21 protein-coding genes are annotated in these 22,991 nt (G+C 58.2%); 12 read left to right on the top strand and 9 right to left on the bottom strand.

The window, feature by feature from the left end; genetic code table 11:
• Positions 1-8: 8 nt before the first annotated feature.
• The 4 genes from AB731_RS08175 to AB731_RS08160 all read right to left on the bottom strand — a co-directional run bounded on the left by AB731_RS08175 (position 9) and on the right by AB731_RS08160 (position 5,019).
• A complete protein-coding gene (locus AB731_RS08175) occupies positions 9-1,379 on the bottom strand; it encodes a hypothetical protein (protein WP_047093530.1) in 1,371 nt (456 codons plus the stop codon).
• On the bottom strand, positions 1,376-2,635 hold the full coding sequence (locus tag AB731_RS08170; RefSeq protein ID WP_047093531.1) for a glycosyltransferase family 4 protein: 1,260 nt from the start codon (positions 2,633-2,635) through the stop codon (positions 1,376-1,378). The genes AB731_RS08175 and AB731_RS08170 overlap by 4 nt, the downstream gene beginning before the upstream one ends.
• Positions 2,636-2,869: 234 nt before the next feature.
• Positions 2,870-4,171 (bottom strand): lipopolysaccharide biosynthesis protein, encoded by a 1,302-nt coding sequence (locus tag AB731_RS08165; RefSeq protein WP_156167411.1) that lies wholly within the window; start codon positions 4,169-4,171, stop codon positions 2,870-2,872.
• 206 nt (positions 4,172-4,377) lie between these two features.
• The gene (locus tag AB731_RS08160) at positions 4,378-5,019 is read right to left on the bottom strand and encodes a peptidylprolyl isomerase (RefSeq protein WP_047093533.1); all 642 of its coding nucleotides are present in this window, start codon (positions 5,017-5,019) and stop codon (positions 4,378-4,380) included.
• A 117-nt stretch (positions 5,020-5,136) separates the two neighbouring features.
• Here AB731_RS08160 and creD point away from each other — a divergent pair, with 117 nt between their 5' ends.
• Positions 5,137-6,543 carry a cell envelope integrity protein CreD gene (gene creD / locus AB731_RS08155; RefSeq protein ID WP_047093534.1) on the top strand — a complete coding sequence of 469 codons (1,407 nt, stop codon included), beginning with the start codon at positions 5,137-5,139 and terminating at the stop codon, positions 6,541-6,543.
• An 82-nt stretch (positions 6,544-6,625) separates the two neighbouring features.
• Here the strand turns inward: creD and AB731_RS08150 are convergent, their stop codons facing one another.
• Complete coding sequence (locus AB731_RS08150) at positions 6,626-7,255, bottom strand: DUF1109 domain-containing protein (RefSeq protein ID WP_052768986.1); 630 nt, start codon at positions 7,253-7,255, stop codon at positions 6,626-6,628.
• On the bottom strand, positions 7,252-7,800 hold the full coding sequence (locus AB731_RS08145; RefSeq protein WP_047093535.1) for a sigma-70 family RNA polymerase sigma factor: 549 nt from the start codon (positions 7,798-7,800) through the stop codon (positions 7,252-7,254). The genes AB731_RS08150 and AB731_RS08145 overlap by 4 nt, the downstream gene beginning before the upstream one ends.
• Before the next feature lie 169 nt (positions 7,801-7,969).
• Here AB731_RS08145 and AB731_RS08140 point away from each other — a divergent pair, with 169 nt between their 5' ends.
• The gene (locus AB731_RS08140; RefSeq protein ID WP_047093536.1) at positions 7,970-8,374 is read left to right on the top strand and encodes a BlaI/MecI/CopY family transcriptional regulator; all 405 of its coding nucleotides are present in this window, start codon (positions 7,970-7,972) and stop codon (positions 8,372-8,374) included.
• Positions 8,371-10,395: a M56 family metallopeptidase gene (locus tag AB731_RS08135; protein ID WP_047310208.1), complete on the top strand. Its 2,025-nt coding sequence runs from the start codon at positions 8,371-8,373 to the stop codon at positions 10,393-10,395. Before AB731_RS08140 ends, AB731_RS08135 begins: the two co-directional genes overlap by 4 nt.
• Before the next feature lie 82 nt (positions 10,396-10,477).
• Here AB731_RS08135 and ypfJ read toward each other — a convergent pair whose 3' ends face one another.
• Positions 10,478-11,338: a KPN_02809 family neutral zinc metallopeptidase gene (gene ypfJ / locus AB731_RS08130; RefSeq protein WP_047093538.1), complete on the bottom strand. Its 861-nt coding sequence runs from the start codon at positions 11,336-11,338 to the stop codon at positions 10,478-10,480.
• Between the two features lie 95 nt (positions 11,339-11,433).
• On the opposite strand from ypfJ, the gene AB731_RS08125 reads away from it, so the two are divergent.
• On the top strand, positions 11,434-12,189 hold the full coding sequence (locus AB731_RS08125; protein ID WP_047093910.1) for a 3-hydroxybutyrate dehydrogenase: 756 nt from the start codon (positions 11,434-11,436) through the stop codon (positions 12,187-12,189).
• Positions 12,190-12,245: 56 nt separating this feature from the next.
• Positions 12,246-12,632 carry a YkvA family protein gene (locus AB731_RS08120; protein ID WP_047093539.1) on the top strand — a complete coding sequence of 129 codons (387 nt, stop codon included), beginning with the start codon at positions 12,246-12,248 and terminating at the stop codon, positions 12,630-12,632.
• Between the two features lie 46 nt (positions 12,633-12,678).
• Here AB731_RS08120 and AB731_RS08115 read toward each other — a convergent pair whose 3' ends face one another.
• Positions 12,679-13,875 (bottom strand): PrnB family protein, encoded by a 1,197-nt coding sequence (locus AB731_RS08115; RefSeq protein WP_047093540.1) that lies wholly within the window; start codon positions 13,873-13,875, stop codon positions 12,679-12,681.
• A 112-nt stretch (positions 13,876-13,987) separates the two neighbouring features.
• On the opposite strand from AB731_RS08115, the gene AB731_RS08110 reads away from it, so the two are divergent.
• The 4 genes from AB731_RS08110 to AB731_RS08095 all read left to right on the top strand — a co-directional run bounded on the left by AB731_RS08110 (position 13,988) and on the right by AB731_RS08095 (position 17,738).
• Positions 13,988-14,431: an Lrp/AsnC family transcriptional regulator gene (locus tag AB731_RS08110; protein WP_047093541.1), complete on the top strand. Its 444-nt coding sequence runs from the start codon at positions 13,988-13,990 to the stop codon at positions 14,429-14,431.
• Between the two features lie 120 nt (positions 14,432-14,551).
• Positions 14,552-16,003 (top strand): IMP dehydrogenase, encoded by a 1,452-nt coding sequence (gene guaB / locus AB731_RS08105; protein ID WP_047093542.1) that lies wholly within the window; start codon positions 14,552-14,554, stop codon positions 16,001-16,003.
• Positions 16,000-17,181 (top strand): RsmB/NOP family class I SAM-dependent RNA methyltransferase, encoded by a 1,182-nt coding sequence (locus tag AB731_RS08100; RefSeq protein WP_047093543.1) that lies wholly within the window; start codon positions 16,000-16,002, stop codon positions 17,179-17,181. The genes guaB and AB731_RS08100 overlap by 4 nt, the downstream gene beginning before the upstream one ends.
• 59 nt (positions 17,182-17,240) lie before the next feature.
• Positions 17,241-17,738: a tetratricopeptide repeat protein gene (locus AB731_RS08095; RefSeq protein WP_156167434.1), complete on the top strand. Its 498-nt coding sequence runs from the start codon at positions 17,241-17,243 to the stop codon at positions 17,736-17,738.
• A 22-nt stretch (positions 17,739-17,760) separates the two neighbouring features.
• Here the strand turns inward: AB731_RS08095 and AB731_RS08090 are convergent, their stop codons facing one another.
• A complete protein-coding gene (locus tag AB731_RS08090; protein ID WP_047093544.1) occupies positions 17,761-18,243 on the bottom strand; it encodes an RNA pyrophosphohydrolase in 483 nt (160 codons plus the stop codon).
• 157 nt (positions 18,244-18,400) lie between these two features.
• Between AB731_RS08090 and AB731_RS08085 the strand changes: the two genes are divergently transcribed.
• The 3 genes from AB731_RS08085 to AB731_RS08075 all read left to right on the top strand — a co-directional run bounded on the left by AB731_RS08085 (position 18,401) and on the right by AB731_RS08075 (position 22,939).
• A complete protein-coding gene (locus AB731_RS08085) occupies positions 18,401-20,332 on the top strand; it encodes a 2-oxoacid:acceptor oxidoreductase subunit alpha (protein ID WP_047093545.1) in 1,932 nt (643 codons plus the stop codon).
• Between the two features lie 123 nt (positions 20,333-20,455).
• On the top strand, positions 20,456-21,475 hold the full coding sequence (locus AB731_RS08080) for a 2-oxoacid:ferredoxin oxidoreductase subunit beta (RefSeq protein ID WP_047093546.1): 1,020 nt from the start codon (positions 20,456-20,458) through the stop codon (positions 21,473-21,475).
• Positions 21,476-21,655: 180 nt separating this feature from the next.
• The gene (locus AB731_RS08075) at positions 21,656-22,939 is read left to right on the top strand and encodes an exopolysaccharide biosynthesis polyprenyl glycosylphosphotransferase (protein WP_047093547.1); all 1,284 of its coding nucleotides are present in this window, start codon (positions 21,656-21,658) and stop codon (positions 22,937-22,939) included.
• Positions 22,940-22,991 lie beyond the last annotated feature (52 nt).

Here is a 22,991-nt window from a genome sequence, read left to right as displayed (position 1 = left end):
GCGCTATCCTATCGACCGGTTCTGTGGACTGGCGGTAACCGGCTTGCGCTTGAACGCCTGCGTGAGGCCGCCTGATACACCTGCGCCTGCCCGGTCATCCGGTTGCGGGCCCATTTTGCGACAACATAAGACGCCCATATGACAGCTGCGTAGATTGGCAGGTTCACGAACAACAAATCATGTCCGTGGGTAATCGCCGTAAGCGAATAGGGCAGCAGGCTGACATAGGCGACTTGCCAGAAGAATCCGCGATTCATCGCCTTCCAGTAAAGGACACCAAGAATGTAGGTCATCAGGAAGAAATAGAATGCGCCAAAGTATCCTAAATCGCGATAGGCAGCGCCGGGGCCAGTTGGCGTTGTACCGGTCTTGAAGAAAAAGTTGTATTGATTGGCAAGGTATTCCGTGTTGATCGGGTCTGTCCCTGCCATCAGGTTCTTTTTGAGTTCCCGGCCAACCAGTTGTCCCGGAATATATTGGTTTACAAGACGGTTCCACAGTGCACCGCCATAGGTATAATCGTCGGTATCGTTCATATATTGAACGAGATATGCGGCATTGCGCACATCATGTGCGATTTCTGCATTTCGTCGAAGCGTAGCGCCCACGTCGACACGGACCCACAGCTGCGGGTTGATAATAGATACCGTCTGCCCGGTTTCGGCGATGATTTTTTCCTGTGCCTGACGGAGCGGGGCCATCGAGAACACGACAACGGCGAACAGCATCATTCCGGTGATAACAGCAGGAAGCGGGATGCGGATGCGTCGGGCAAACCAGAGCACGGCGGCAACCGTCACAAAGACATCAATCATCTCGGACCGGCGAAGAAACACAAAGGCAACCTGAACGCAAATCAGCAGATTGATCCCGGCAAGGATCATGGTGAACGCATTGCGTTCACGAAGCACCAGCAGCAGTGATGCGGCCAGCGCTGGAATGCGCATCTGGGCGAAGAAAGCGACGATTGTGATCGGCCCGCTCCACTGTGAAACCCCCGCATATTGCGGCCGCATCTGCTCCAGCACGATGTTCGACCCCAGCGAAAACACAGTCAGCGCGATGACCGCGGGCAGCAATTGCATTGCGCTGAATTTTGGCGGTGGCGGTGTCCGATGTGCCAGCGCGCGATTTCTCTGACGGGCTACAGCTGCGTACCATCCCGCAGTAGCAAGCAGCAGGCACAAGGTCGCCATGAACCCAAGACCGACGATTGCATCACGCGGGACGATCGGATCCCGCGCGAGGAGGAGCAATTGCGGGGCGAACCACATAAGGAACACCAGTGCCATAAGTGTGGGCGCGCGAAGGTAGCCCGCAGGCTCCAGCAGCCCGCGCAGCCCGATGAACAATGCGACGATAAACAGGATGTATGTCATGCTGATGCTGCATCCCTGGCAGCTTCGAACGACAATATTGCTTCCGGCAGCCGGGCCGAGAACGTGTCCCACGAATATTCCCGCGCTTTTTCCCGTGCTGACGCAGCAAGTGTTTCGCGCAGATCCCGGTTCTCCACAATGCGTTCGATCGCATCGGCAAGGGCAGTGGGATCGCCGCGCGGTACAATCAGACCGTCCACACCGTCGCGCGCCACGCTGCCAGCTTCGGGCGTGGTGACTATTGGAACGCGTGCGCCCATCGCTTCGTAGGTGACCCCGGCGGAACCTTCCGCAATGCTGGGGAAGGCAAAAACGTCTGCCGCTGCAAGCTCGCCGCGCATTTGATCGTGCGGGATCCGGCCGAGGAAATTCAACTCACTGGTTTCCGGACGATTTCGAACTGTGTCGGTTGCATGACCCGCGATGCGGAATTCATATGTCCGCCCGCGTTCCCGCAGGATGCGGGCAGCTGCGGCAAGCGTATGGATGCCCTTGCGAAGACCCGGTTCGCCGGCGAAGAAAATGCGCCCTTTTTGCGTCTCGGGTTGGATTTCAAGAAACATCGGATTCGTCGTGTAAGGTTGCAGCAGCGTCTTTTCACGCGGCACACCAAAATTCTCGACGAGATCATCCTGGACAAAAGTAGACGGACACAGAAAAATATCGGTCATCGCCAGAGTTTCTTCGCTTGGGCGGAAGCCGGGATCAACTGCGGTCAGGGTCTCGCCCCAGTAATAACCGTCCGGCTCCCATCCGGGATGCAGTTGCCGTTCTTCTCGAACAATTCGTTCTGTAGACAGGGCGATGACCATGTCGGAAATCGTGGTGAGGCCTGCCTTCTTTGCCGCAGTCAGCATGCCCTGCGCCTCCATGAAGATCACGAGCAGGTGTGAAGCATCGCCAAGCCCCTTACGGACCATTTTTGCGCCAACACTCTTGTGCGCATCGATATAGGCGCGGGCGCGGTCTGCAGAACTGCCCAAGCGCGCGGCCTGTTCCATTTCCAGCGTCCAGGAAGGGAAGCTTACGGTTTTTTCCGCGACGTCTTCCGGCAATTGGCGTTTCGCCAGTTTGCGAAGGCGTCCGCCCAACCGGTTCGCAAGCGGAGCAACTAGTTTGCCGAAGCCGGCAGATCCCGTTAGATCTGTGTACAGTGCCTCCAGCATGCCGGCGCGCTCCAGCGCAATCGGCATATCGTATTGCCGCCGCGATCCGAACTGAACGACGAGGATGCTTGGACTTGTTTCAGCTGCCATAATCAAGTTTCATTGTGCAGGGGCCAAGTCTGTCGAAGTCGCTCGGGCACACGGTTGAAGTGGAATACGTCTTTGGATTGCGTGACCTAACGCCTTGATGCGTTTTTTGCCAGCTTCGAGCGTCCAAGCCGGATGTAGTTTTCCGCGATACTTTCGCTCCGCTGGTTGGTGCGGCTGCAAAAAAGATCAGAAAGCGTCAAGCCGAGATCGCAGTAACCAGGCTTCTTTGGCCCTTTAATGAACAGGGGAATTAGCTGGTGCCTTGATCAATGGCAGCTTGCGAACCTGCCAAATTGCCAGAAGCGCCAGGGTCGCAAAATATGCCGCCGTTCCCACACCACCAGCGGGCAATCCGAAAACTGAAAGACCGACAATTGACGCGACCAGGAATGATACGAACGAGATGATCGAAAACACGAAAGTTCGCGTCGCCCCAAGTACGATGTCGATCAGTGGTATGACGGCAAAGAAACAGGCGTTTGTCAGCGTACCTGCAGCCAGCCAGAGCAAGTTTGGATAAGCGGCGCCGAATTCATCACCGAAGATAATTTCCAGTGCCGGGCGACCCCCCAGGATCGCGGCGGTGAACATCACTAGCGCGACGCCCACAACGGGGAGGGTGGCCCGCATGACGATATCCTTCGCCTTGGCGACCTCACCGCTCACTGCCATCTTGGCGATGATCGGATAGACCGAAACATTTCCGGCGTCTGCGAAGCGCGCGAAGAAATAGGCACCCCGGAATGCCACGCCGAACAGCCCGGCGGCAGCAGGGCCGAGCAACATGGAGATCAACAGGACCTCACCTTTCCTAAGCATTATTCCGACAGTCCCGGTCGCGGAAACCGCAAAGGCGAAGCGCAGGAATTCGCGTTTCGGGAATGATTTGTCCTCGTTGTAACCTCCGCGCTTTTCCATCCGGCCGACCATGATCAGGCCGCATGCAGACAGCGTTACCGAAGTGAAGACCTGAATAAAGGCTATGGAATAGACATAATATTCCAGCGGCGCGTCGATCCACCACAATACGGCGGCGTTTATCGCAAGGGCCGCAGCTTCGGTTACGGTAAACATGATGGGAATACCGAACCGTTCCAAAAGGCGGAAGATACCAACGCTGGCGCTGCGGGCGTGAAACGCGACACTAAATCCATAGACGACGCCAAGCCACCGCAATTCACTATCAAGACCGAAGACTTCGATAAAAAACAGGAACGCCACGATTGCGCATATCGCCGCTGTGCATGCTGCTAGAAAATCGAGCCCGAGAGCGAAAAAATAGCGTTGCCGCAACTTCGAATAATTGCCCTTTTCCAGATCGTCAGCGCCAAAGCGATTGAGCGACTGCCAGGTATTGAAGCTGAAAATCCCGCTGAACAGTTCGGTCAGGGACTGGATCACGATCAGCTGCCCAAAAAGGAGCACACCGAGCGCATTGGTATTGATCATCAAGCCAGCGAAATTCAGCGCCGATACGGCATATGTTTCCATCACCGCCTTGGCGAAATTCCGGCGAAGGTTCTGAAATGGCGTCAATTTCCAAATCCTTGGCGGGTCATAACCATGCTTCTGGTAATGAACAAGGTGGATTGCGCCAACCAGCGAATGCGCGGCTTCAAGCAAGGCTTGTCGGTTTGCACGTCATCGCCGAAAGCCATGCAGATTTCCCAGATAATGCGACTGCGAGGAGCGCGCGTTAGCCCTTCGCCCAAATCACCACAACTGCTTTGTCGGCACCGTGCCTATTCGGTCGGCAACCGCCGCGCTTCGACAACAACTACCGGTTCGCCGAGCATTTCCCCGCGCATCCAGCCTTCCCCTTTTGCAGGATCAATCGGGGCAGCGTGGATTGCCTCCACCACATCCATGCCTTCGATGACATGCCCGAACACGGCATAACCGTTCTGCCACACGGGATCCTCGGCCTCGGGATTCGCGTCCAGGCCGGTCTGGTCGCCCAGCATGATCGAAAAATCACCATTTGCGGTTCCGGGTTCGCCCATCGCCATGGAAAGCGCCCCGCGTGTATGGCTGAGGCCCGTGACGGTCGTGGGTTCATGCGCGATTTGCGGCAGGATACGATCCGGATCCCACTGTGCGCCGCCCTGGATCAACCCGTTCGGCTGTTCGCCCCAGTCAAGATGCATTGCGCGGTAGAATACGATGCCGTCGAAGCGGCCTTCCTCGACATACCGCAGGAAATTGCCCGCCGTGATCGGCGCGCGCTCCGTCTCCAGCGCAATGACGATGTTGCCCATTGTGGTTTCGAGCACGACCTGCGCCGTTTCGTAGGCCGGCGCGGTTTCCGTGCCGGGATCGGCGGCATCCTGGGCGATGGCAGGCGATGCCAGGAACAATGCGAGAATAGTGAATCGGGTCAGCATGGCGCTAGTTGATACAGCATGCACGCTCGCGTCAAATTCTCCCGACCGCCATTCACAGCAAATTCAGTTCATCGCTATCAAAGCACAGTTCATCGTAATCATGAGGGAGTTGAGTTGATGTCCAAAGAACGCAGCCCCGGGATGAAATTGTTCATCACCGGATTGGTCGCAGCGGTTCTGATTGTGCCTTTGATGATGGTTTACGCGCTGGTGTGGGACCGGGAAATGCAGTCACAGTTGGCGCAATCGCAGATTACCGCGGGCTGGGGCGGGGCGCAGACGGTGACCGGTCCGTTGCTGGTGATCCCCTACAATGACGAACAAGTCGAAACGGAAACGGTGAATGGTGTGACGCAGGAACGCCGCCGCCAGGTCCGCCGCGAATTGTTTGTCTCTCCGCTAACGCAGGATGTGCAGACGACCATCGAACCGGACCGCAAGGGCTACGCCATTTATGAAAGCGTGGTGTATCAGGGCAGCATGAGCGGCACGGCGCAATTTGTGCTGAACGATGATCTTGAACGGCTGGGCATTGCACAGTCCGACCTGTTGCTGGATGCGGCGGAACTGCGTTTCGGTATTTCCGATCCGCGCGGTATCACGGATGGCGCGCGGGTGACCGTCAACGGAGAAGCAGCCCAGCTCAGCCCCGGCAACGGCCCGGTGGCCACGGCAGGATCGGGCTTTTCCGCGCCCGTCGCCTGGCTGGCAGGTGAACCTTTGGAAGTCGCATGGGAATATGGCCTGCGTGGCAGCCGGTCACTTTCACTCGTTCCGCGCGGAGGAGAAACGTCATGGAGCGTTACGTCAGACTGGCCGCACCCCAGTTTTACCGGCTTTGTGCCTGATGAGCGCGAGATTACGGATGAAGGCTTCGCCGCAACCTATCGCGGCATCACCAATCTGGCCCTTGGAGAACGCTTGCTGGCGACATCCGACCATTCCGCAGCAGGAGCAATAATGCATGTCGAAGGTTCCGATTCGGAGGCTTACGAAAGAGCAGCCAGGGGCGGAGCAGGCAGCAGCGCGATTGCGAGCATTGCGCTGGTTGATCCGGTTGACCTGTACAGCCAGGTAGACCGCGCCGTGAAATACGGATTTCTATTCATCGGCTTCACCTTCGCAGCTTTCCTCATGTTCGACGTGGTCGGCGGCGCGCGCGTCGCCAGTGCGGAATATCTACTGACCGGGGCAGGGCTGATCCTGTTTTTCGTGATGCTGCTGGCCTTTGCCGAAGTGGTCGGGTTTGCGCTGGCATATGTTATCGCCGCAGCTGCGATTATCGGCTTGCTGACTGCGTACAGCGCGGCGGTACTTGGCACCTGGCGCAGGTCTGGCTTTATCGGTTCGATGCTTGCAGGTCTGTACGCCCTTCTGTTTGTCCTGCTGAGTATGGAAACATGGTCGCTGGTGATCGGATCGGTGCTGCTGTTCGCAGCGCTTGGCGCGATAATGTACGCCACCCGGCATGTGAACTGGAGCGAGGTGGCGCAGCGCGATGACGCGGAGGAGAGCTTCGCCTGATCACCGCCCGCCACAGGAACGCAGAGAAAAAGGGGTAAGCTGGTCAGGCCAGCTTACCCCTTGATTCGTTTAGTCTGGCAATTTACCAGCGCAGCAATTTTGGCCCAGCCAGCCAGCCGATGCCAGCCATTATCAAGATCGGCAGGCAGTAAAAAACGGCCATGTAAAGCATTCCGCGCTCCGGACAGAAAGGCGCATAGGCTGTCATAGCAACGCCGCCCCCGAACAACCCCGCGACAAGGCCGGCGCGCCGCAGATTGGTGGGGGCAAGGGCACGCATAGCGATGATTGCACCGCCAAAGGCGAGCGGGCTGAGGAGCGCCATTGCTGTCAGACACCGCTGCCAGGTTTCGCCAGGAAAAGACGTCTGCGAATTTATCGAAAGGTCCATTGCCAGCAGGCCAAGGACCAGCACAAACGGCACAGATAGGATCGCGACCGACAAATTGGTCCTACGGCCTGGTCGCCCGAGTGCCCACAGCGCGATTGGTGCCATCAGCACCAAGGCGAGCGAAAAGCCCCATTTGGTAAGGATCGGCCCGGCACCGGTAGTCGCAATGCCGGGGAAAGCATCATCAAGCACGGCAATTGTTGCACCGGCGCATACGACCAGTGCCACCAGCAGCGGGGTGATAAAGCGCAGTGAATGTCCGGCCGCAGGCAGTGCCCCCTGGCTGGCCAGTTCATCGAGAATGGAATCAGTTTTGTTCATCGTTCCTGTTCGTCCACGATTTCTTTCAGCCGCAACATGCCGCGATGGACCCGCAGCTTCATTGCCGAATGTCCAATGCCGATCCGGTCGCTCGCCTCTCGATTGGTGAGACCTTCGATATGCGTCAGGCGGATCGCTTCCGCCTGCGCCTCGGGTAATGCGCCCAGCAGACCTTCAACGTCCATGCCAGCAAACGTATCCGCCGCCACATCCATGTCCGCATCATCATCCAGCACCAACGGACTGCGTCCGCGTTTGCGCCAGTGATCGATCAGCTTGTAATTCGCGATCGCATACATCCACGGCCCCACAGGACGCCCGGGGTCCAGCGTGTGGCGCTTGGTATGCAAGGCGATCAGACATTCCTGCAAAACGTCCTCCAATTCGCTGTAAGCCCCTACTTTCCGCGCCAGCATGGAGCGGATGCGGACAGAAGCCTCGGCAAGAAATTGCCGGTAAGCCTTGCGGTCACCTTCACGCGAAGCCGCCATAAGGCGGTCCAGCGTGTCGGCAGAAGCCGGCTTGTGATTGTCAGTTCGTCCCATTCGCGCCCACGGTTACACAGTTTTCCGGAAAATTCACCAATGCTTGAATCCCCCTGTTTTGGCGGAGCCGCGGCACAGACCTAGAAAGCTTGCGCCTTGCATTCAAGAACCGTTCAGATTACAAACGTAATCGTAAGGTCGGAGCACGTAGTTGTTTGGGGAGAACAAGATGGCTGCCAATGTGGGACCGGGTTCGGGTGGTGCTGGCACCGAGCGGATCAGCGAGGCAGAACTTGCCGTGATGGAGGCATTGTGGCTGACCAGTCCGCAAACCGCCGCCGAAGTTTGCGATGCCGTATGCACGCAGCGCGGCTGGTCCATTCCGACTGTAAAGACATTGCTTTCGCGTCTTGTGGCCAAGGGAGCCCTCGCGACCAAGCCTGATGGCAGGCGTTTTTTGTACACTCCGCGCATTGCAAGGCATGATTATGTCGGGACGGAATCGAAAAGGCTGGTTGAACGTCTGTTCGGTGGCCGCGCGGCGCCGCTATTCGCCCATCTTGCCGAGAGCGAAGCGCTGACGGCGGATGATATTTCCGAGATCGAGCGTCTCTTGCAGGAGATGAAGAAATGATCGACCTGCACTCAATCGCTCTATCCGAATGGATGGTTGATACCTTCATCTACACCGGGCTGCTGATCGCACTGGTTATGCTGGTGCGGCGGCCGGTCGCCCGGTATTTCGGCCCGAAAATCGCCTATGCCCTGTGGGTACTTCCGCTGCTGCGGCTGGTGATGCCGCCAATCGTCCTCCCAACCTGGATGGCCCCCTCAGAGCAGGCCACATCCCTGGCTGGATTGCAGGCTCAATCGCAGGCCCATTCGCATGCCTCTTCGCAAGCCATGACCAGCGGCGCGGAACAAATGATTGTGATCATCTCCGATGCACCCTCGGCGTTTGGCGATACGTCCGCTGGCTCTGCAGTACCGGAACTTGGGATCACGGCGACCGAGCTTCTCATCCCGCTCTGGCTTGCAGGCGCTGTAGTATTCCTTGGCTGGCGCATTCGACAATATTGGCAGATGCGGCGAGACCTGCTTGCTGATGCTCGGCCGATGGGCGAAGCCGGCAAGGTCCGGTTGGTGGAGACATCCGCTGTCAGCGCGCCGGTTGCTTTCGGCGTGCGCGACAAGGTGGTTGCGCTGCCGGTGAACTTTATGGCGCTGCTCGATGTGCGGGCGCGCGACATGGCCATTGCGCATGAGCTTGAGCATCATCGCGGCCACGATCTTCTCGCCAATATTGCGGCCCAGCCGCTGTTGGCTTTGCACTGGTTCAATCCTCTCGCCTGGTGGGGCTGGCGAGCAATGCGCAGGGATCAGGAGGCAGCGTGCGACGCGCGCGTTGTTGCTGGCCGTGCGCAGTCGGAAAGGGTTGCCTATGCAGAGGTTATTGCCGGCTTTGCTGCTGGCGAGCACCTGGCATTGGCGGCTCCGACGATAAATGGAATGGCCGGCGGGATGGCCACAGCAATGGCATGTCCGGTGCTTGGCGAGAAGTCCATCATCCACCGATTGAGGAGCCTCACCTTGACTGATATTTCTACCCGCCGCCGCCGGATTGGTATTGCCGCGATAACCACCACCGCCCTGGCACTGCCGCTGACTGCTTCGATCAGCTACGCCCAGCCACCGGCAGAGAACGCAGCCCTTGATCAATCCGGGACACAATCCGGGCCGCAATCCGGGCCACAATCGGGCGATTCCGATGATCAGGACGGCACGACCATAGACCCCAACACAACCATTCGCGTTGTACGCATCGAGAGGCAAGCTGAAGGCGATGCCGAACGGGATGTGGAAGGAGATAGCGAACTTGGCCCGGAACCGGATGGCGATTTCGATGTCGACATTGAAGATACAGAAGATGGCCAGCGCATTACCATCCGCACCACCCATTCCAGCGATGGCGAGCGGCGCACAGTCCGCCGGGTTATCCGCCGCGGCGATGGTGATCAAAGCACCGTGCGGCGGGCCGAAGAAATTCGCGCTGCCATGGCCGAGGTCGAGCGCGAACTGGAAGGGCTTGATGATGAAATCGAGAGCCATGTCGAGCGGGCAATCGTCCTTCGTTCGCGCGCCGGAGATTCGGGCACCAATCTGTTCGTGATCGACGAAGATCAGCAGGGTAACAACGCCATCCGCGCGCGGTGCGAAGATGGCCAGGATGTTAGCGAAGTCGAAATGGCTGATGGTCGGCGTGCCATGGTCATTTGCCATACTGCCATACGTGCACATGCCACGGATGGTCTGCGCAGCGTGATCGCTTCGATTGCAGCCAACCGGCAGATTTCCGCAGAAAGGCGCGAAGAGATCACCCGTCAGCTGGAAGAAGCCATCTCGGAAGTGGAACGATTGCGGTCTGAATTGGAGCACGTATCCTCGCGGCTTACCTTTCCAATACCGTCCAGACCGCAGAAACTTCCGGAAGTGCTGACCCGCACGGACGGCATGACCTTTGGCTATGCCAACGGTGGAGCCGGATCGCAGGCAGTCCGTTTATTACCGATGGTGCATCCATTGACGGGTATGCCGGCCGCCTTGCCCGGCACGCGCGAGGAGTGTGAACATACCTCGCCAGGTACCCGCGCCTGATTGGGCCGCAACATTGACCAAAAAAAGGGGGCGGGGCCAATGGCTCCGCCCCCTTTTTTGGTAGCGCGTGATTAGCGCCCGGCTAGCGCATTTGCAGGATTTCGCTGTCGCACCGGTCATCGTCACCCGTTTGCATGCCAAGACGCAATGCCGCCATCCGCTGCTGGCTGGTGCCGTGGGTGAAGTTTTCCGCGCTGACGCGACCTCCGGTCAGATTGTCATCTCCGATGGCAGCAGCGGCCTCCATGCCTTCCTCCAGATCTCCTGGATCGATCAGATTGCGGTTCCGGCCCGCCCAAACGCCTGCATAACAATCGGCATGTAGCTCCATCATCACGCTGAGTTGATTTGCCTGTCGCGGGTTCTGTTGCTGTGCACTGCGGATCTGCCCGGAGATACCTGTGACAGTCTGGATATGATGGGCATATTCATGCGCCACCACATAATAGCGCGCGAAATCGCCGCGATTACCGGACATCCGGGCAAGCTGATTATAGAACTCCACGTCGATATACATTGTCTCGTCAGCAGGGCAGTAGAATGGTCCCATGCCCACTGACCCCGGACCGCAGCCTGTGTCGAAACTCTGTGCGTCGGCAAATTCCAGACGTGGATCGCGGAACTGGTTGCCAATTCCGGCTTCCTGGAAGCGCGCTGCCCAAGTCTCGTTCAACGATGTCAGCGCGTTGCAGCTTTCCTGCGCATAGGCGTTGGAAGTGCAGATCGCCTGCTCGTCTTCGCTTGATGAAACCGTTTGCCCCGATCCGCCCTGAGCCCCTTCCAGAGAACCGATCATCTGCGTCGGATCAACACCGAACACCAGTGCGCCGATCAGCACCACCACAAGACCGCCACAACCCAGCTTCCCGCCGCCCAAGCCGCCGCCTCTGCCGCCGGTGGTGCCGACATTAATCTTGCTCGTATCAAATGGATTAAGCCTCATCCAACATTCCTACCCTTCGTTACGTCCAGTTTCCGCTGGACCCTTATCCCGACATCATTAGGACCATGTGTGAGAGTAATCCCATGGAGAATCAAATGTTCCTCGAAGGCAAACGTGCGCTGGTCACCGGTTCAACCTCCGGCATCGGCCTCGCCATCGCAAAGGCGCTGGCAGCCGAAGGCGCAAGCGTGGTGATCAACGGTTTTGGCGACGCAGATGAGATTGCGGGGATTTGCGCGGAAATCGGCGCGACACATTCCGGCGCGAATTTGATGGATGTGGGAGAGATCGAGACGATGATGGCGGAGGCTGGCCCGCTCGATATCCTCGTCAACAATGCCGGAATGCAGCACGTCTGCCCGGTGGAGGAATTCCCGGTCGAAAAATGGCATCAGGTGATCGCGCTCAACCTTACCGCAGTGTTTCACACGACGCGGCTGGCAGTGCCGGCAATGAGGGAAAAGGGTTGGGGCCGCATCATCAACACTGCGTCAGCCCATTCGAAAACCGCAAGTCCTTTCAAGAGCGCCTATAACGCCAGCAAGCACGGCGTGGACGGCTTCACCAAAACGGTCGCGCTGGAACTGGCAGAAACCGGTGTGACGGCGAACTGCATCAGTCCCGGCTATGTCTGGACACCGCTGATCGAAGGCCAGATCCCCGATACCATGAAGGCGCGCGGCCTGACCGAGGAACAGGTCATCAACGATGTACTGCTGGCGAAACAGCCGACCAAGAAATTCGTGCAGGTCGAGGAAGTGGGCGCGCTGGCAACGTTCCTGTGCCGCACGGAAATGGGCAATGTAACCGGCGCCAACTGGAGCATCGATGGCGGCTGGACGGCGGAATAGGCGGTTAATTGGCAAGGTGCCGATGATCGCCAGCTAAGTCCCGGTAAAGGAATGCGATGACCTGGGGGCTGCAAACGCTGAAAACATGGGCGCAAGCGGTCAAGCGCGATGTCGTTGCGCTCTGGATCGCAGCGCGCAATCGCAGGACGCCGTGGATCGCCCGTCTGATCGCCGGAATTGTGGCAGCCTATGCCCTCAGTCCTGTCGATCTTATTCCCGATTTCATTCCAATTATCGGCTATCTCGACGATCTGATTATCGTGCCCTTGGGAATTGCACTGGTGGTGCGCACCATACCGGCTGAATTGATGGCAGAGTTCAGAGCAGAGGCGCTGGAGAGATCGGGCCGTCCGACAAGCTGGATCGCAGCGGGTGCGGTTATTATCGTCTGGCTAGTCGTGATAGCGGCGCTGGTAAGCTGGATATTCCCAAAGCTGCGCTAATCCAACTCAAGCTGCCCTGATTGGCGTTCAAATTGCGATCAGCGGCTTACAGCAGATTGCCACGCGTTTCGTCGCGGTGCTTTTTCAGATAACGCATGAATGGCGTACCGCCTGTGCCCACTTCTGTATCGTTGCCGGCCGCTTTCTTGCCCTGTTTGTTGATGTAGCTTGCGGCATATTCAAGATGGCGTGTGCGGAAATCAGACATGGCCTGGATATTGGCGTTGTAGGCATCCTTCAGCCCTCGCGGCCCAACCGTTTGCACGAATGGCCGCAGCCTGCTGCTGGCCCGCACATCATCGACAAAGCGGCGATGGCCCTGCGGACGGTATTCGTGCAATTGATCGAGATACTCGCGCAAGGGATCGGCTGCGTGTCCAACGCCGAACAGCGCGTCCATGCTCGGCACGATTGACGATTGCGATCCGGTCTGACCGCGAAACGCCTGCGCGGCGGAGCCGAAGCGTTCGACGCCTTCATAAATCACGCCATCGGGCAGGGCGGGATTGTCCTTCCAGCCATGGATATAGGGGCGCACCCTTTCAAAATAGATGTAGGGATCGCAGCGTTCCGGCATACGGTCGAACAGCGCGTTAATCTTGGCCCAGGTGCCCGCCGTTTGTTCCAGATGCTGCTGAACCATCGCGGCATCATCCCGCGCCACTGCGTCATGGATATCGGCAAACCGCGCAAGAACCTTGCCCGCATATGCCTCTATCGCGACATGCACCAGCACGAACCACGCTTCATCCTGACCGCCCAGGAAGTTCTGGATCATCCGGATATTGTCCAGCCCAAGCGGCCTGGCCGGATCGATCAGCGCCCAATTGTCGAGCACGTATGAACTGTAAGTCAGGAGCGGTTGCTGGCCAAGCCTGTCGGCAAGGGCGACCATTGGCACAGCAAGGTTGGCCGGCAGCACATTCGTATGACCGATCTCCCCCCAGATGTAGGACTGCACCATAAATGTGTAATGCACCGTCGCCATGCGCGCCTGCCGATCGGTAAGTTCGGCTGCGTCTGACAAATCGGCCGCATCGGGCGAGTTGGCCTTCAGGAAGCTGCGGACCATTCCTGACGGGAGCACCTGCGGCAATTGCAGCGCGGTTGCTGCGGCATCGGCCCAGCAATCGGGAAGTTCGACCTTGTTCGCATCATAGCGGCACAGAAAGCCGCCGTCCGACGACATGTCGTAGCATTCAAGCCGTCTCAGGCCGATTTCGGCTGCGGTCAGGTGTACCATGTTGCATAATCTCCCAGGAGTATGGGTCACGGTGCAATCATATGCCGATCTTGCCCATTAATCCTTGTGAAATGCGTTGCCTCGGCCATCATTTTCTGAATATTGTTCGGTTATGGACGCTATTGACCACAAAATATTGCGCACGCTCGAAAATGACGGCAGAATCAGCAATACCAATTTGGCGGGGCTGGTCGGGTTATCCGCATCGGCCTGTTTGCGGCGGGTGCAGGAGCTTGAGCAGAGCGGTTATATCAAAGGCTATCGGGCAGTGCTGGACCGCAGCCGCCTGGGCGGTGAAATTACCGTCTTCGTGACGGTCGGTCTTTCTGCCCATCTTGCAAAAGATGCGCGGGAATTCGAACTCGCCATGGATGCCGCACCAGAAGTGCGCGAATGTCACAATATAACAGGTTCGGTGGAATATCTCCTCCGTGTCGAGGTCGATTGCTTGCAAAGCTACAAGACCTTCCATTCCGATACGCTGGGAGTGTTGCCGCAAGTAGCGAGCATCACTTCGCATTTCAGTCTCGGTTCTTCGAAAGACATGCGCGGCTGACCAGATCAGCCATTCCGCGTATTAGCGCTACGCCCCCCCTAGCGCCTGCCACACAGTGCGTTTACATGGACCGCCACGAATCGAAACAGCATCGAAACGCACCAGACAGAAGTGGCATCCATGGAAATTGTAACCGGCCTTACCTTTGACGACGTTCTCCTCCGTCCGGCGGAGAGCGATATCTTGCCGTCTCAGGCCAGCACCAAAACGCAGCTGACGCGCGGTATTGCGCTCAATATTCCGGTGCTTTCTGCCGCCATGGACACTGTTACCGAAAGCGAAATGGCGATTGTCATGGCGCAGATGGGCGGCATTGGCGTGCTCCACCGCAATTTGACGACTGAAGAACAGTGCATCGCGGTGCGCCGGGTGAAGCGCTTTGAAAGCGGAATGGTCGTCAACCCGATCACCATCACGCCCGATGCCACGCTGGGCGATGCGCAGGCGCTGATGGACCAGCACAATATCAGCGGCATTCCCGTGACGGCCCCCGACGGCAAGCTGGTCGGCATCCTGACCAACCGCGATGTGCGCTTTGCCGACAATCCGCGCCAGCCGGTGAAGGAACTGATGACGAGCGAAAACCTCGCTACGGTGTCCGAAGGGGTGACGCAGGAACAGGCGCAGAAAATTCTCCACCAGCGGCGTATCGAAAAGCTGCTGGTTGTTGATAGCGATCACAAATGTGTCGGGCTGATCACGGTGAAGGACATAGAAAAGGCTGTCCTCAACCCTGACGCGACGAAAGATGGCACGGGCCGCCTGCGAGTAGCTGCCGCCACAACCGTTGGCGACAAGGGCTTCGAGCGGACCGAAGCGCTGATCGATGCCGAATGCGATGTCATCATCATCGATACCGCACATGGTCACAACAAGGCCGTGGCTGAGGCAGTGACGCGCGCCAAGAAGCTTTCCAGCACTGTGCAGATCGTTGCCGGGAACGTTGCGACTGCGGAAGCGACCAGAGCTTTGGCAGACGCAGGTGCCGATGCGGTGAAGGTCGGCATCGGGCCAGGTTCCATCTGCACGACGCGTATCGTTGCCGGTGTAGGCGTGCCGCAACTGACCGCGATCATGGATGCCGCGGGCGCAGCAGGCGATATGCCCATCATTGCCGATGGCGGACTGCGCACCAGCGGCGATGCGGCGAAGGCTTTGGCGGCGGGCGCTTCTACCGTGATGATCGGCAGCCTGCTCGCCGGAACAGAGGAAGCCCCGGGTGATACTTTCCTGTATCAAGGCCGCGCTTACAAGGCGTACCGCGGCATGGGCAGCGTCAGCGCAATGGCGCGCGGCAGTGCGGACCGGTATTTCCAGCAGGATATCAAGGATCAGATGAAACTGGTGCCCGAAGGTATTGAAGGCCAGGTGCCGTACAAGGGACCGGCGCGCGATGTAGTTCACCAGTTGGTTGGCGGTATCAAGGCCGCGATGGGTTACACCGGCAGCGCGACGATTGCCGATCTGAAGGAACGCGGCAAGTTCATCCGCATCACCAATGCCGGTCTTTCGGAAAGCCATGTGCATGATGTCAGCATCACGCGCGAAGCTCCGAATTATCCCACACGGTGACGCCTGCTGCACGCGTTCAGGCCGCGATCGAAATACTCGACAGCATCATCGAAGCAGCGCGCTCTAAAGGACCTCCGGCAGACAGGCTGGTCGCGCAATGGTTCAAGGACCACCGCTTCGCCGGTTCAAAGGACAAACGCGCCATTCGCGAGTTGGTGTATGACGCGATCCGCGCATGCGGGCCGATCCCGTCCAGCGGACGCGCGGCCATGCTGGGGCTGGCGGAAGAGCAGGACGACCTGCGCGAACTTTTCAGCGGTGAAGGATACGGACCTGCCGCCATTGTCGAAGACGAGTCCGTCGCCGCTGGCGGCATCGCGCCGGAATGGCTGGAAAATCGCCTGATTGCATCGGGTATCGGAGAGGAAGAGGCGCAATCCCTGCTTTCCCGCGCGCCGCTGGATGTGCGGGTTAACCGCCTCAAACTGCCCGATGGCACAGGTGAGTTTCCCGAAGCGGGCGATCCGCTTGCTCTGCCCGGTGCGCTGCGTTTTCCTTCTGGCACGAAAGTGACGGAATGGGAGGCCTACGAACAAGGCCTGATCGAAGTGCAGGACCTCGGCAGCCAGATTGCTTGTTCTGCCGTTGGCGCGGCTCCGGGTGATACTGTGATAGACCTGTGTGCAGGCGCTGGCGGAAAGACCATCGCGCTGGCTGCTGCTTTGGCGAACGAAGGCACGCTGGTGGCTGCAGATACTGACAAACGCCGCCTGTCGCAGCTGGAACCGCGGGCAGAGCGGGCAGGGGCGCAGATTGCGCAGATTGTTCTGCTCGATCCGGGTAGCGAGGCTGAAGCTCTGGCCGAGTGGGAGGGCAAGGCGGATCATGTTCTGATCGACGCGCCATGTTCGGGCACAGGCACATGGCGGCGCAATCCAGAAGCGCGCTGGCGGCTTACTCCTGCCGAACTCGGGCGATTGGCCGCACTGCAAGCGCGGTTGCTGGGGATTGCCGCGCCGCTTGTAAAACCGGGCGGTCATCTGACCTATGTGACGTGTTCGCTGCTGGACGAAGAAGGCAAGAACCAGATCGCGCGCTTCATCGCCGACAATCCCGGTTGGATATCGGACCGTTCCGAATTGCCGCTGGGTACACCGCACGGTGATGGATTGCGCCTCACCCCGTCCACCGATGGCACGGACGGATTTTTCATCGCACGTCTAGGGAAGCCGTGTTAACCAGCGCCCTCATGGACGCCCAATCCGCCCTTACCATTTCCCGCGCGAAGGAATTTTTCATGCGTTTCGGACCTGCCGCTGCTGCTCTTTCGCTCCTGTTCGCGGTGAACGCCAGCGTTGGCTACGCAAGCGTAAGTCCGCCCGATCCGCGCGCCGAAGCACTTGTTGCCGAAGGCCGGGCGCAATTGACAGCGGGCGATACGCAGGCGGCAATTGATTCGTTCGAAGCCGCGTTGGCACTCGATCCGGCCTACACCGACGTCTATCTGTCATTGGCCGAAGCTGCCCGGGCTGATGGACTGCAAGGAAAGGCGATCCGTTATTACCGGGAGGCGCGGGGACGTGAACCCGAAAACCTCGCGGCCATTGCGGGCGAGGGTGAAGCTTTGGTCGAAATGGGCGCATTGAGCGCGGCGCGCGAGAATTTGGCCGTGCTGCAAAGCATGTGCGGCGATGGTTGTGCAGAAACGATAGAGCTTGCCGCCGCAATTGCACAAGGTCCGCCAGTGATGACCGCGGTAGTCGTATCGCCTGCTGACGAGGTTACGCAGAACTGACGGTGCTTCGCTCTCTTGCGTTTCAGAGGTGCCCCGCAAATGCGTTTACCACAGCCTGATATATCGGCTTCTTGAACGGTACGATCAGTTCGGGGAGCTCATGCGGCTCAACCCACTTCCATTCGCAAAATTCCGGGTGCTTGTGCGCCTCCAGGTCGATGTCGCTATCCGCGCCGGTAAATCGCGCGAGATACCATATCTGCCGCTGTCCCTTGTATCTGCCGCCCCATAACTTGCCCTGCAGTTCAGGCGGAAGGTCGTAAAACAGCTCTTCCTCCATCCGGTGCATGATCGTCAGGTGTTCTGAACGGGCGCCCGTTTCTTCGCCCAATTCGCGGATCATGGCGACATCCAGATCTTCGCCTGGATCAACACCGCCTTGGGGCATCTGCCACCAGTCGCCTTCCCGGTTGTCGATGCGTTTTCCGACAAAAACCTTGCTGGATGCATTGATGAGCATTGTGCCCACGCACGGGCGATACTGGTCGTAATCTGGTCTGGTCATGAAGCCGATGTAGCCGCACCAGTGGACGGGCGAAAGCCAGCTATTGCAGGACAAACAGAAAAACTTGATTGTCTCGGACCGAATGGGAACCTAGGTCGCATTCGAAACAAGCGCGCCAAACTTAACACGGCAATCGGGCGCCGCAGGAAGAATATTTATGGCAACCCAAAAGGCCGCACCGCGGTCCGACCTTTCTCAGCAGGATGCAATCACTGTCCGCTTCGCTGGCGACAGCGGCGACGGGATGCAGCTGACCGGCGGACAATTTACGCTTTCCACTGCGCTCGCGGGCAATGATCTTGCGACTTTCCCGGATTTTCCCGCCGAAATTCGCGCGCCGCAAGGCACGCTGTTTGGCGTTTCTGCGTTCCAGATCAATTTCGGTGCCCGTGAAGTCGATACGGCTGGCGATACGCCCGATGTACTCGTGGCGATGAACCCGGCCGCGCTGAAGACCAATCTTCCGGCATTGAAGCCCGGCGGCCTGGTCATCATCGACACCGGTGAATTTACGAAGCGTAATCTCGACAAGGCCAAATACGACGTCAGCCCGCTGGAAGACGATACGCTGGCAAAATACGATACGTTGCAGCTCGATATTTCCGACATGACGCTGGAAGCGGTGAAGCCGTTCGGCCTCGGCAAGAAAGAGGCGCTGCGCTGCAAGAACATGTGGACGCTGGGCCTGGCGCTGTGGATGTTCGATCGCCCGCGAGAGCCGCTGCAAAACTGGCTACGTGAAAAATTTGCCAAGAAGCCGGACATTGCCGACGCCAATATCGCCGCGCTCGACGCGGGCCATGCTTATGGTGAAACGGCTGAACTGGCCGGGCCGTTGCAGCAGGTGCATCTTGATCCCGTACCAACGGCGCCAGGGTTGTACCGGACTGTCACCGGAGCAGAGGCGATTTCGCTTGGGCTGGTGGCCGGTGCACGGTTGCTCCGCTTGCCGATGTTTTTCGGCGGATACCCGATCACTCCGGCCAGCGCGATCCTGCATCACCTTGCGAAGCTGAAAGAGTTCAACGTAACTACGTTTCAGGCGGAAGATGAAATCGCCGCGATCTGTGCTGCCATCGGGGCCAGCTATGCGGGTTCGCTCGGCGTCACGTCATCATCCGGCCCCGGCATTGCGCTGAAGGGCGAAGCGATGGGGCTGGGCATCATGACAGAGCTGCCGCTAGTCATCATCAACAGCCAGCGCGGCGGCCCTTCCACCGGCCTACCCACCAAGACCGAGCAGAGCGACCTCTATCAGGCCGTCTATGGCCGTAATGGCGATGCACCAATGCCGGTTATCGCAGCGCGCAGCCCCGGTGATGCATTTGAATGCGCCATCGAGGCGTGCCGGATTGCAGTACAATACATGACCCCGGTGATGCTGTTGACCGATGGTTATATCGCCAATGCCAGCGAGCCATGGCAAGTGCCCGATCCTGACAGTTTCGAGCGGTTTCCGGCTGAATTCCTGACAGAGCCGCGCGGCGAGCAATTGCTCCCCTACAAGCGCAATGAACGCGGCGCTCGTCCGTGGATCAAGCCCGGCACACCCGGCATGATGCACCGCATCGGCGGAATCGAGAAGGCGGCAGATACCGGCCATATCGATTATTCGCCGGACAACCACCAGCTGATGACGGATCTGCGCCAGAACAAAATACTCGGCGTGGATATTCCTGATCAGGACGTGTGTCTTGGAGAGTCCTCCGGCACGCTCGCTGTGGTCGGTTGGGGAAGTTCTTATGGCCCGATCCATCAGGGTGTGAAGCGCGCCATCGCGAAGGGGCTTTCGGTCAGCCACATCCATGTGCGCCACATCTGGCCTCTACCTGGCAATCTGGGCGATTTGCTGCGCGGCTTCGATCATGTGCTGGTGCCGGAAATGAATACCGGCCAGTTCAAGACCGTGCTGCGCGATCAATATCTGGTCGACGCCCAGCCGCTTACCAAAACGAGTGGCCAGCCATTTGCGATTGCCGAGATAGAAGACGCTATCGGCAAATATTTTGACGGCATTCCGGATAATGAGGGCGGGCAGGTTGCTGTGAATGAGCAGCAATTGCCGAGCCCGGTAGGAGGCGATGAATGACCTATGAGCCCGAAAATGCCATTTCTGTCCGTCTCCGGCGTTGGTGGTTCATCAGCATTGTTGCTGTGATTCTGATCAACATCGTCGTCTTTATCTCGCTCTAAGCTTTCTTCGGATATTCATATGAACGCTCCTGTAAAAATCGAAACCACCCTGAAGGACTGGGAAACCGACCAGGAAGTGCGCTGGTGCCCCGGCTGCGGTGACTATGCCATTCTGAAGGCAGTGCAGCGCACCTTGCCGGAGCTTGGATGTGATCCGGCAAACACCGTTTTCATCAGCGGCATCGGCTGTTCCAGCCGGTTCCCCTATTACATTGAAAGCTATGGCTTTCATACGATCCACGGCCGCGCGCCGGCGGTGGCGACGGGCGTGAAGCTGGCCAATCCCGATCTGGATGTGTGGCTGGTGACTGGCGACGGCGATGGCCTGTCCATTGGCGGCAACCATCTCATGCATGTGCTGCGGCGTAATGTGAACATGCAGATTCTGCTGTTCAATAACGAGATTTACGGCCTGACAAAGGGTCAGGCATCGCCCACCAGCCGTATCGGTACGCGAAGTCCGTCGACCCCGACCGGCTCGGTAGACAGCCCCACACGCGTTGCAGCTTTCGCACTGGGCGTGGGTGCACGTTTTGTTGCGCGTGGCTTCGATGTTTCGAAAAAATTGCCCGAAGTGCTCAAGGCCGCGCATGCGCACCAAGGTGCTGCAATCATTGAAATTTACCAGAACTGCATCGTCTACAACAAGGACGTGTTCGACGGCTTCGCTGCGCCCAAGGGCGCGGAAGACAGCCAGCTTTGGCTGGAAGATGGCGAACCGATGCTGTTTGCTAATGGTGCCAAGGGCGTTGCGCTTGATCTTGAAACGCTTGCGCTCAAGATCGTCGACGTGGTTGATGGCGATTGGCAGGCGGCGGGTGTGATCCGGCACAACGTAAAGAACCGCTCTATCGCGCATATGCTGGTGGAATTGCCGTTCGGCCCGTTTCCGAAAGCTTTGGGCGTGATCTACGACGACCCGGCACCGACTTTTGAAACGCTTGTGGCGGAAGAGCGCGAGCGGGCGAGTGAAGGCAAGGAACCAAATCTTTCCGCACTTCTCGCCAAGGGTCAGACCTGGACCGTCGACGCGGAATAATCCCCCGGGGCCTTTTCCCGTTGCGATAATCGACAATGACATGACATTGCCGGCCTGAGGTAAAGTCTGGTACGCAACCTTGCAGTTAATGCAAGACAGGCGTAGTAGGCGTGTCTGCGCTTTGAAAATAGTGCACAAAAACATAGAGTTGACAGGGATCAAGGCGACATCGCAATGTTGATGGCAGCACCAAATGAGCTGATCCAGGATGGTCGCAGCCTCTATCGCTCTTTCGGGCTGCAGGTCCTGTCATGTCTGATGCTTGGGTCGCTGTTGCCGCCACTGCTGTTTTTCGGCAGCCGGGTGGCCTTTCTGACACCTGGCCCCGTCCAGCATTCGGTAATCGGAACTGTCATCGCAAGCATTGGCGGTATCCTGTTTGCCCGCCGCGTTAATATTTATCCCGGCGTGAAACAGTTCGGATCGGTGATCCCGTCTTTCATCATGAGCTTTGGCGTGGTTGCCATGGCCATCTTGATGCTTCGTCTGACCTATTCGATCCCTGTGTTCGGCATGAACTTTGCCATGTCGCTTTCGGTCTATCTGATCGTGATGGTGCTGGCTACGCGGTCCGATCAGAACATTTTTTACACCGTCCCCGGCGGGCGGATCAAACGTTTGAAGAACGTCGGTTTGCAGACCCATGAGCTTTCAGAACCAATGCTGCCCAAGCATCGCGGAGCTATTCTGGTGGCTGACCTTCATGCCGATCACGATGACGCTTGGGAGCGTTTGCTGGCCAGCGCCGCCTTGCAGGGTATTCCGGTCTTCCACTTCAAACAGGTTTACGAAGCGGCGACTGGCAAGATCAGGATCGAGCACCTTTCCGAAAACAGCTTTGGATCATTGCTTCCCAGCATGTCTTTCATGCGGTTGAAGAGGTTTGCCGATATTGCGTTGGTTCTGTTCTTATTGCCGATCATGATCGTTCCGCTGGCCATCGTTGCCATGATGATCAGGCTTGATTCACCCGGGCCCGCTTTTTTCCGGCAGCGCCGCATCGGCTATCGCGGTGATCCTTTTTACGTTCTGAAGTTCCGCACGATGTGTGTTGAATTGGCAGAGATGGATGAGGAAACACGCCGTCACAACGCCATGACGGGCGATGCCGATCCGCGTGTCACGAAATTCGGCCGCTTCCTGCGCCAGACACGCATTGATGAATTGCCGCAAATGTACAACATCCTGCGTGGCCATATGAGCTGGATTGGTCCGCGTCCTGAGGCGATGGAGCTGTCACGCTGGTATCAGCAGGAAATACCATTTTACGATTACCGTCACATCGTGCGCCCCGGCATCACCGGGTGGGCGCAAGTCAATCAGGGACACGTGACGCGGCTATCGGACGTCGACGACAAGCTTCAGTACGACTTCTATTATATCAAGAATTTTTCGTACTGGCTGGATTTCGTGATTCTGGCGCGCACGGCCCAAGTCGTTTTCAGCGGGCAGGGCGCGAAATAGGATTTCGTTTCTGACGGAGTAGCCAGAGTAGAGCTACCCGTGGACCAGACCC

The sequence above is a fragment of the Aurantiacibacter marinus genome (assembly GCF_001021555.1).
Classification (GTDB): domain Bacteria; phylum Pseudomonadota; class Alphaproteobacteria; order Sphingomonadales; family Sphingomonadaceae; genus Alteraurantiacibacter; species Alteraurantiacibacter marinus.
This window is presented reverse-complemented; position numbering and strand designations above follow the sequence as displayed.

What these genes read in the sequence shown, in the direction of transcription:
- AB731_RS08175 (WP_047093530.1), bottom strand. Translation starts at nt 1,379, where the DNA reads ATGACATACATCCTGTTTATCGTCGCATTGTTCATCGGGCTGCGCGGG.
- AB731_RS08170 (WP_047093531.1), bottom strand. Translation starts at nt 2,635, where the DNA reads ATGGCAGCTGAAACAAGTCCAAGCATCCTCGTCGTTCAGTTCGGATCG.
- AB731_RS08160 (WP_047093533.1), bottom strand. Translation starts at nt 5,019, where the DNA reads ATGCTGACCCGATTCACTATTCTCGCATTGTTCCTGGCATCGCCTGCC.
- creD (WP_047093534.1), top strand. Translation starts at nt 5,137, where the DNA reads ATGTCCAAAGAACGCAGCCCCGGGATGAAATTGTTCATCACCGGATTG.
- AB731_RS08150 (WP_052768986.1), bottom strand. Translation starts at nt 7,255, where the DNA reads ATGAACAAAACTGATTCCATTCTCGATGAACTGGCCAGCCAGGGGGCA.
- AB731_RS08145 (WP_047093535.1), bottom strand. Translation starts at nt 7,800, where the DNA reads ATGGGACGAACTGACAATCACAAGCCGGCTTCTGCCGACACGCTGGAC.
- AB731_RS08140 (WP_047093536.1), top strand. Translation starts at nt 7,970, where the DNA reads ATGGCTGCCAATGTGGGACCGGGTTCGGGTGGTGCTGGCACCGAGCGG.
- AB731_RS08135 (WP_047310208.1), top strand. Translation starts at nt 8,371, where the DNA reads ATGATCGACCTGCACTCAATCGCTCTATCCGAATGGATGGTTGATACC.
- ypfJ (WP_047093538.1), bottom strand. Translation starts at nt 11,338, where the DNA reads ATGAGGCTTAATCCATTTGATACGAGCAAGATTAATGTCGGCACCACC.
- AB731_RS08125 (WP_047093910.1), top strand. Translation starts at nt 11,434, where the DNA reads ATGTTCCTCGAAGGCAAACGTGCGCTGGTCACCGGTTCAACCTCCGGC.
- AB731_RS08120 (WP_047093539.1), top strand. Translation starts at nt 12,246, where the DNA reads ATGACCTGGGGGCTGCAAACGCTGAAAACATGGGCGCAAGCGGTCAAG.
- AB731_RS08115 (WP_047093540.1), bottom strand. Translation starts at nt 13,875, where the DNA reads ATGGTACACCTGACCGCAGCCGAAATCGGCCTGAGACGGCTTGAATGC.
- AB731_RS08110 (WP_047093541.1), top strand. Translation starts at nt 13,988, where the DNA reads ATGGACGCTATTGACCACAAAATATTGCGCACGCTCGAAAATGACGGC.
- guaB (WP_047093542.1), top strand. Translation starts at nt 14,552, where the DNA reads ATGGAAATTGTAACCGGCCTTACCTTTGACGACGTTCTCCTCCGTCCG.
- AB731_RS08095 (WP_156167434.1), top strand. Translation starts at nt 17,241, where the DNA reads ATGCGTTTCGGACCTGCCGCTGCTGCTCTTTCGCTCCTGTTCGCGGTG.
- AB731_RS08090 (WP_047093544.1), bottom strand. Translation starts at nt 18,243, where the DNA reads ATGACCAGACCAGATTACGACCAGTATCGCCCGTGCGTGGGCACAATG.
- AB731_RS08085 (WP_047093545.1), top strand. Translation starts at nt 18,401, where the DNA reads ATGGCAACCCAAAAGGCCGCACCGCGGTCCGACCTTTCTCAGCAGGAT.
- AB731_RS08080 (WP_047093546.1), top strand. Translation starts at nt 20,456, where the DNA reads ATGAACGCTCCTGTAAAAATCGAAACCACCCTGAAGGACTGGGAAACC.
- AB731_RS08075 (WP_047093547.1), top strand. Translation starts at nt 21,656, where the DNA reads ATGGCAGCACCAAATGAGCTGATCCAGGATGGTCGCAGCCTCTATCGC.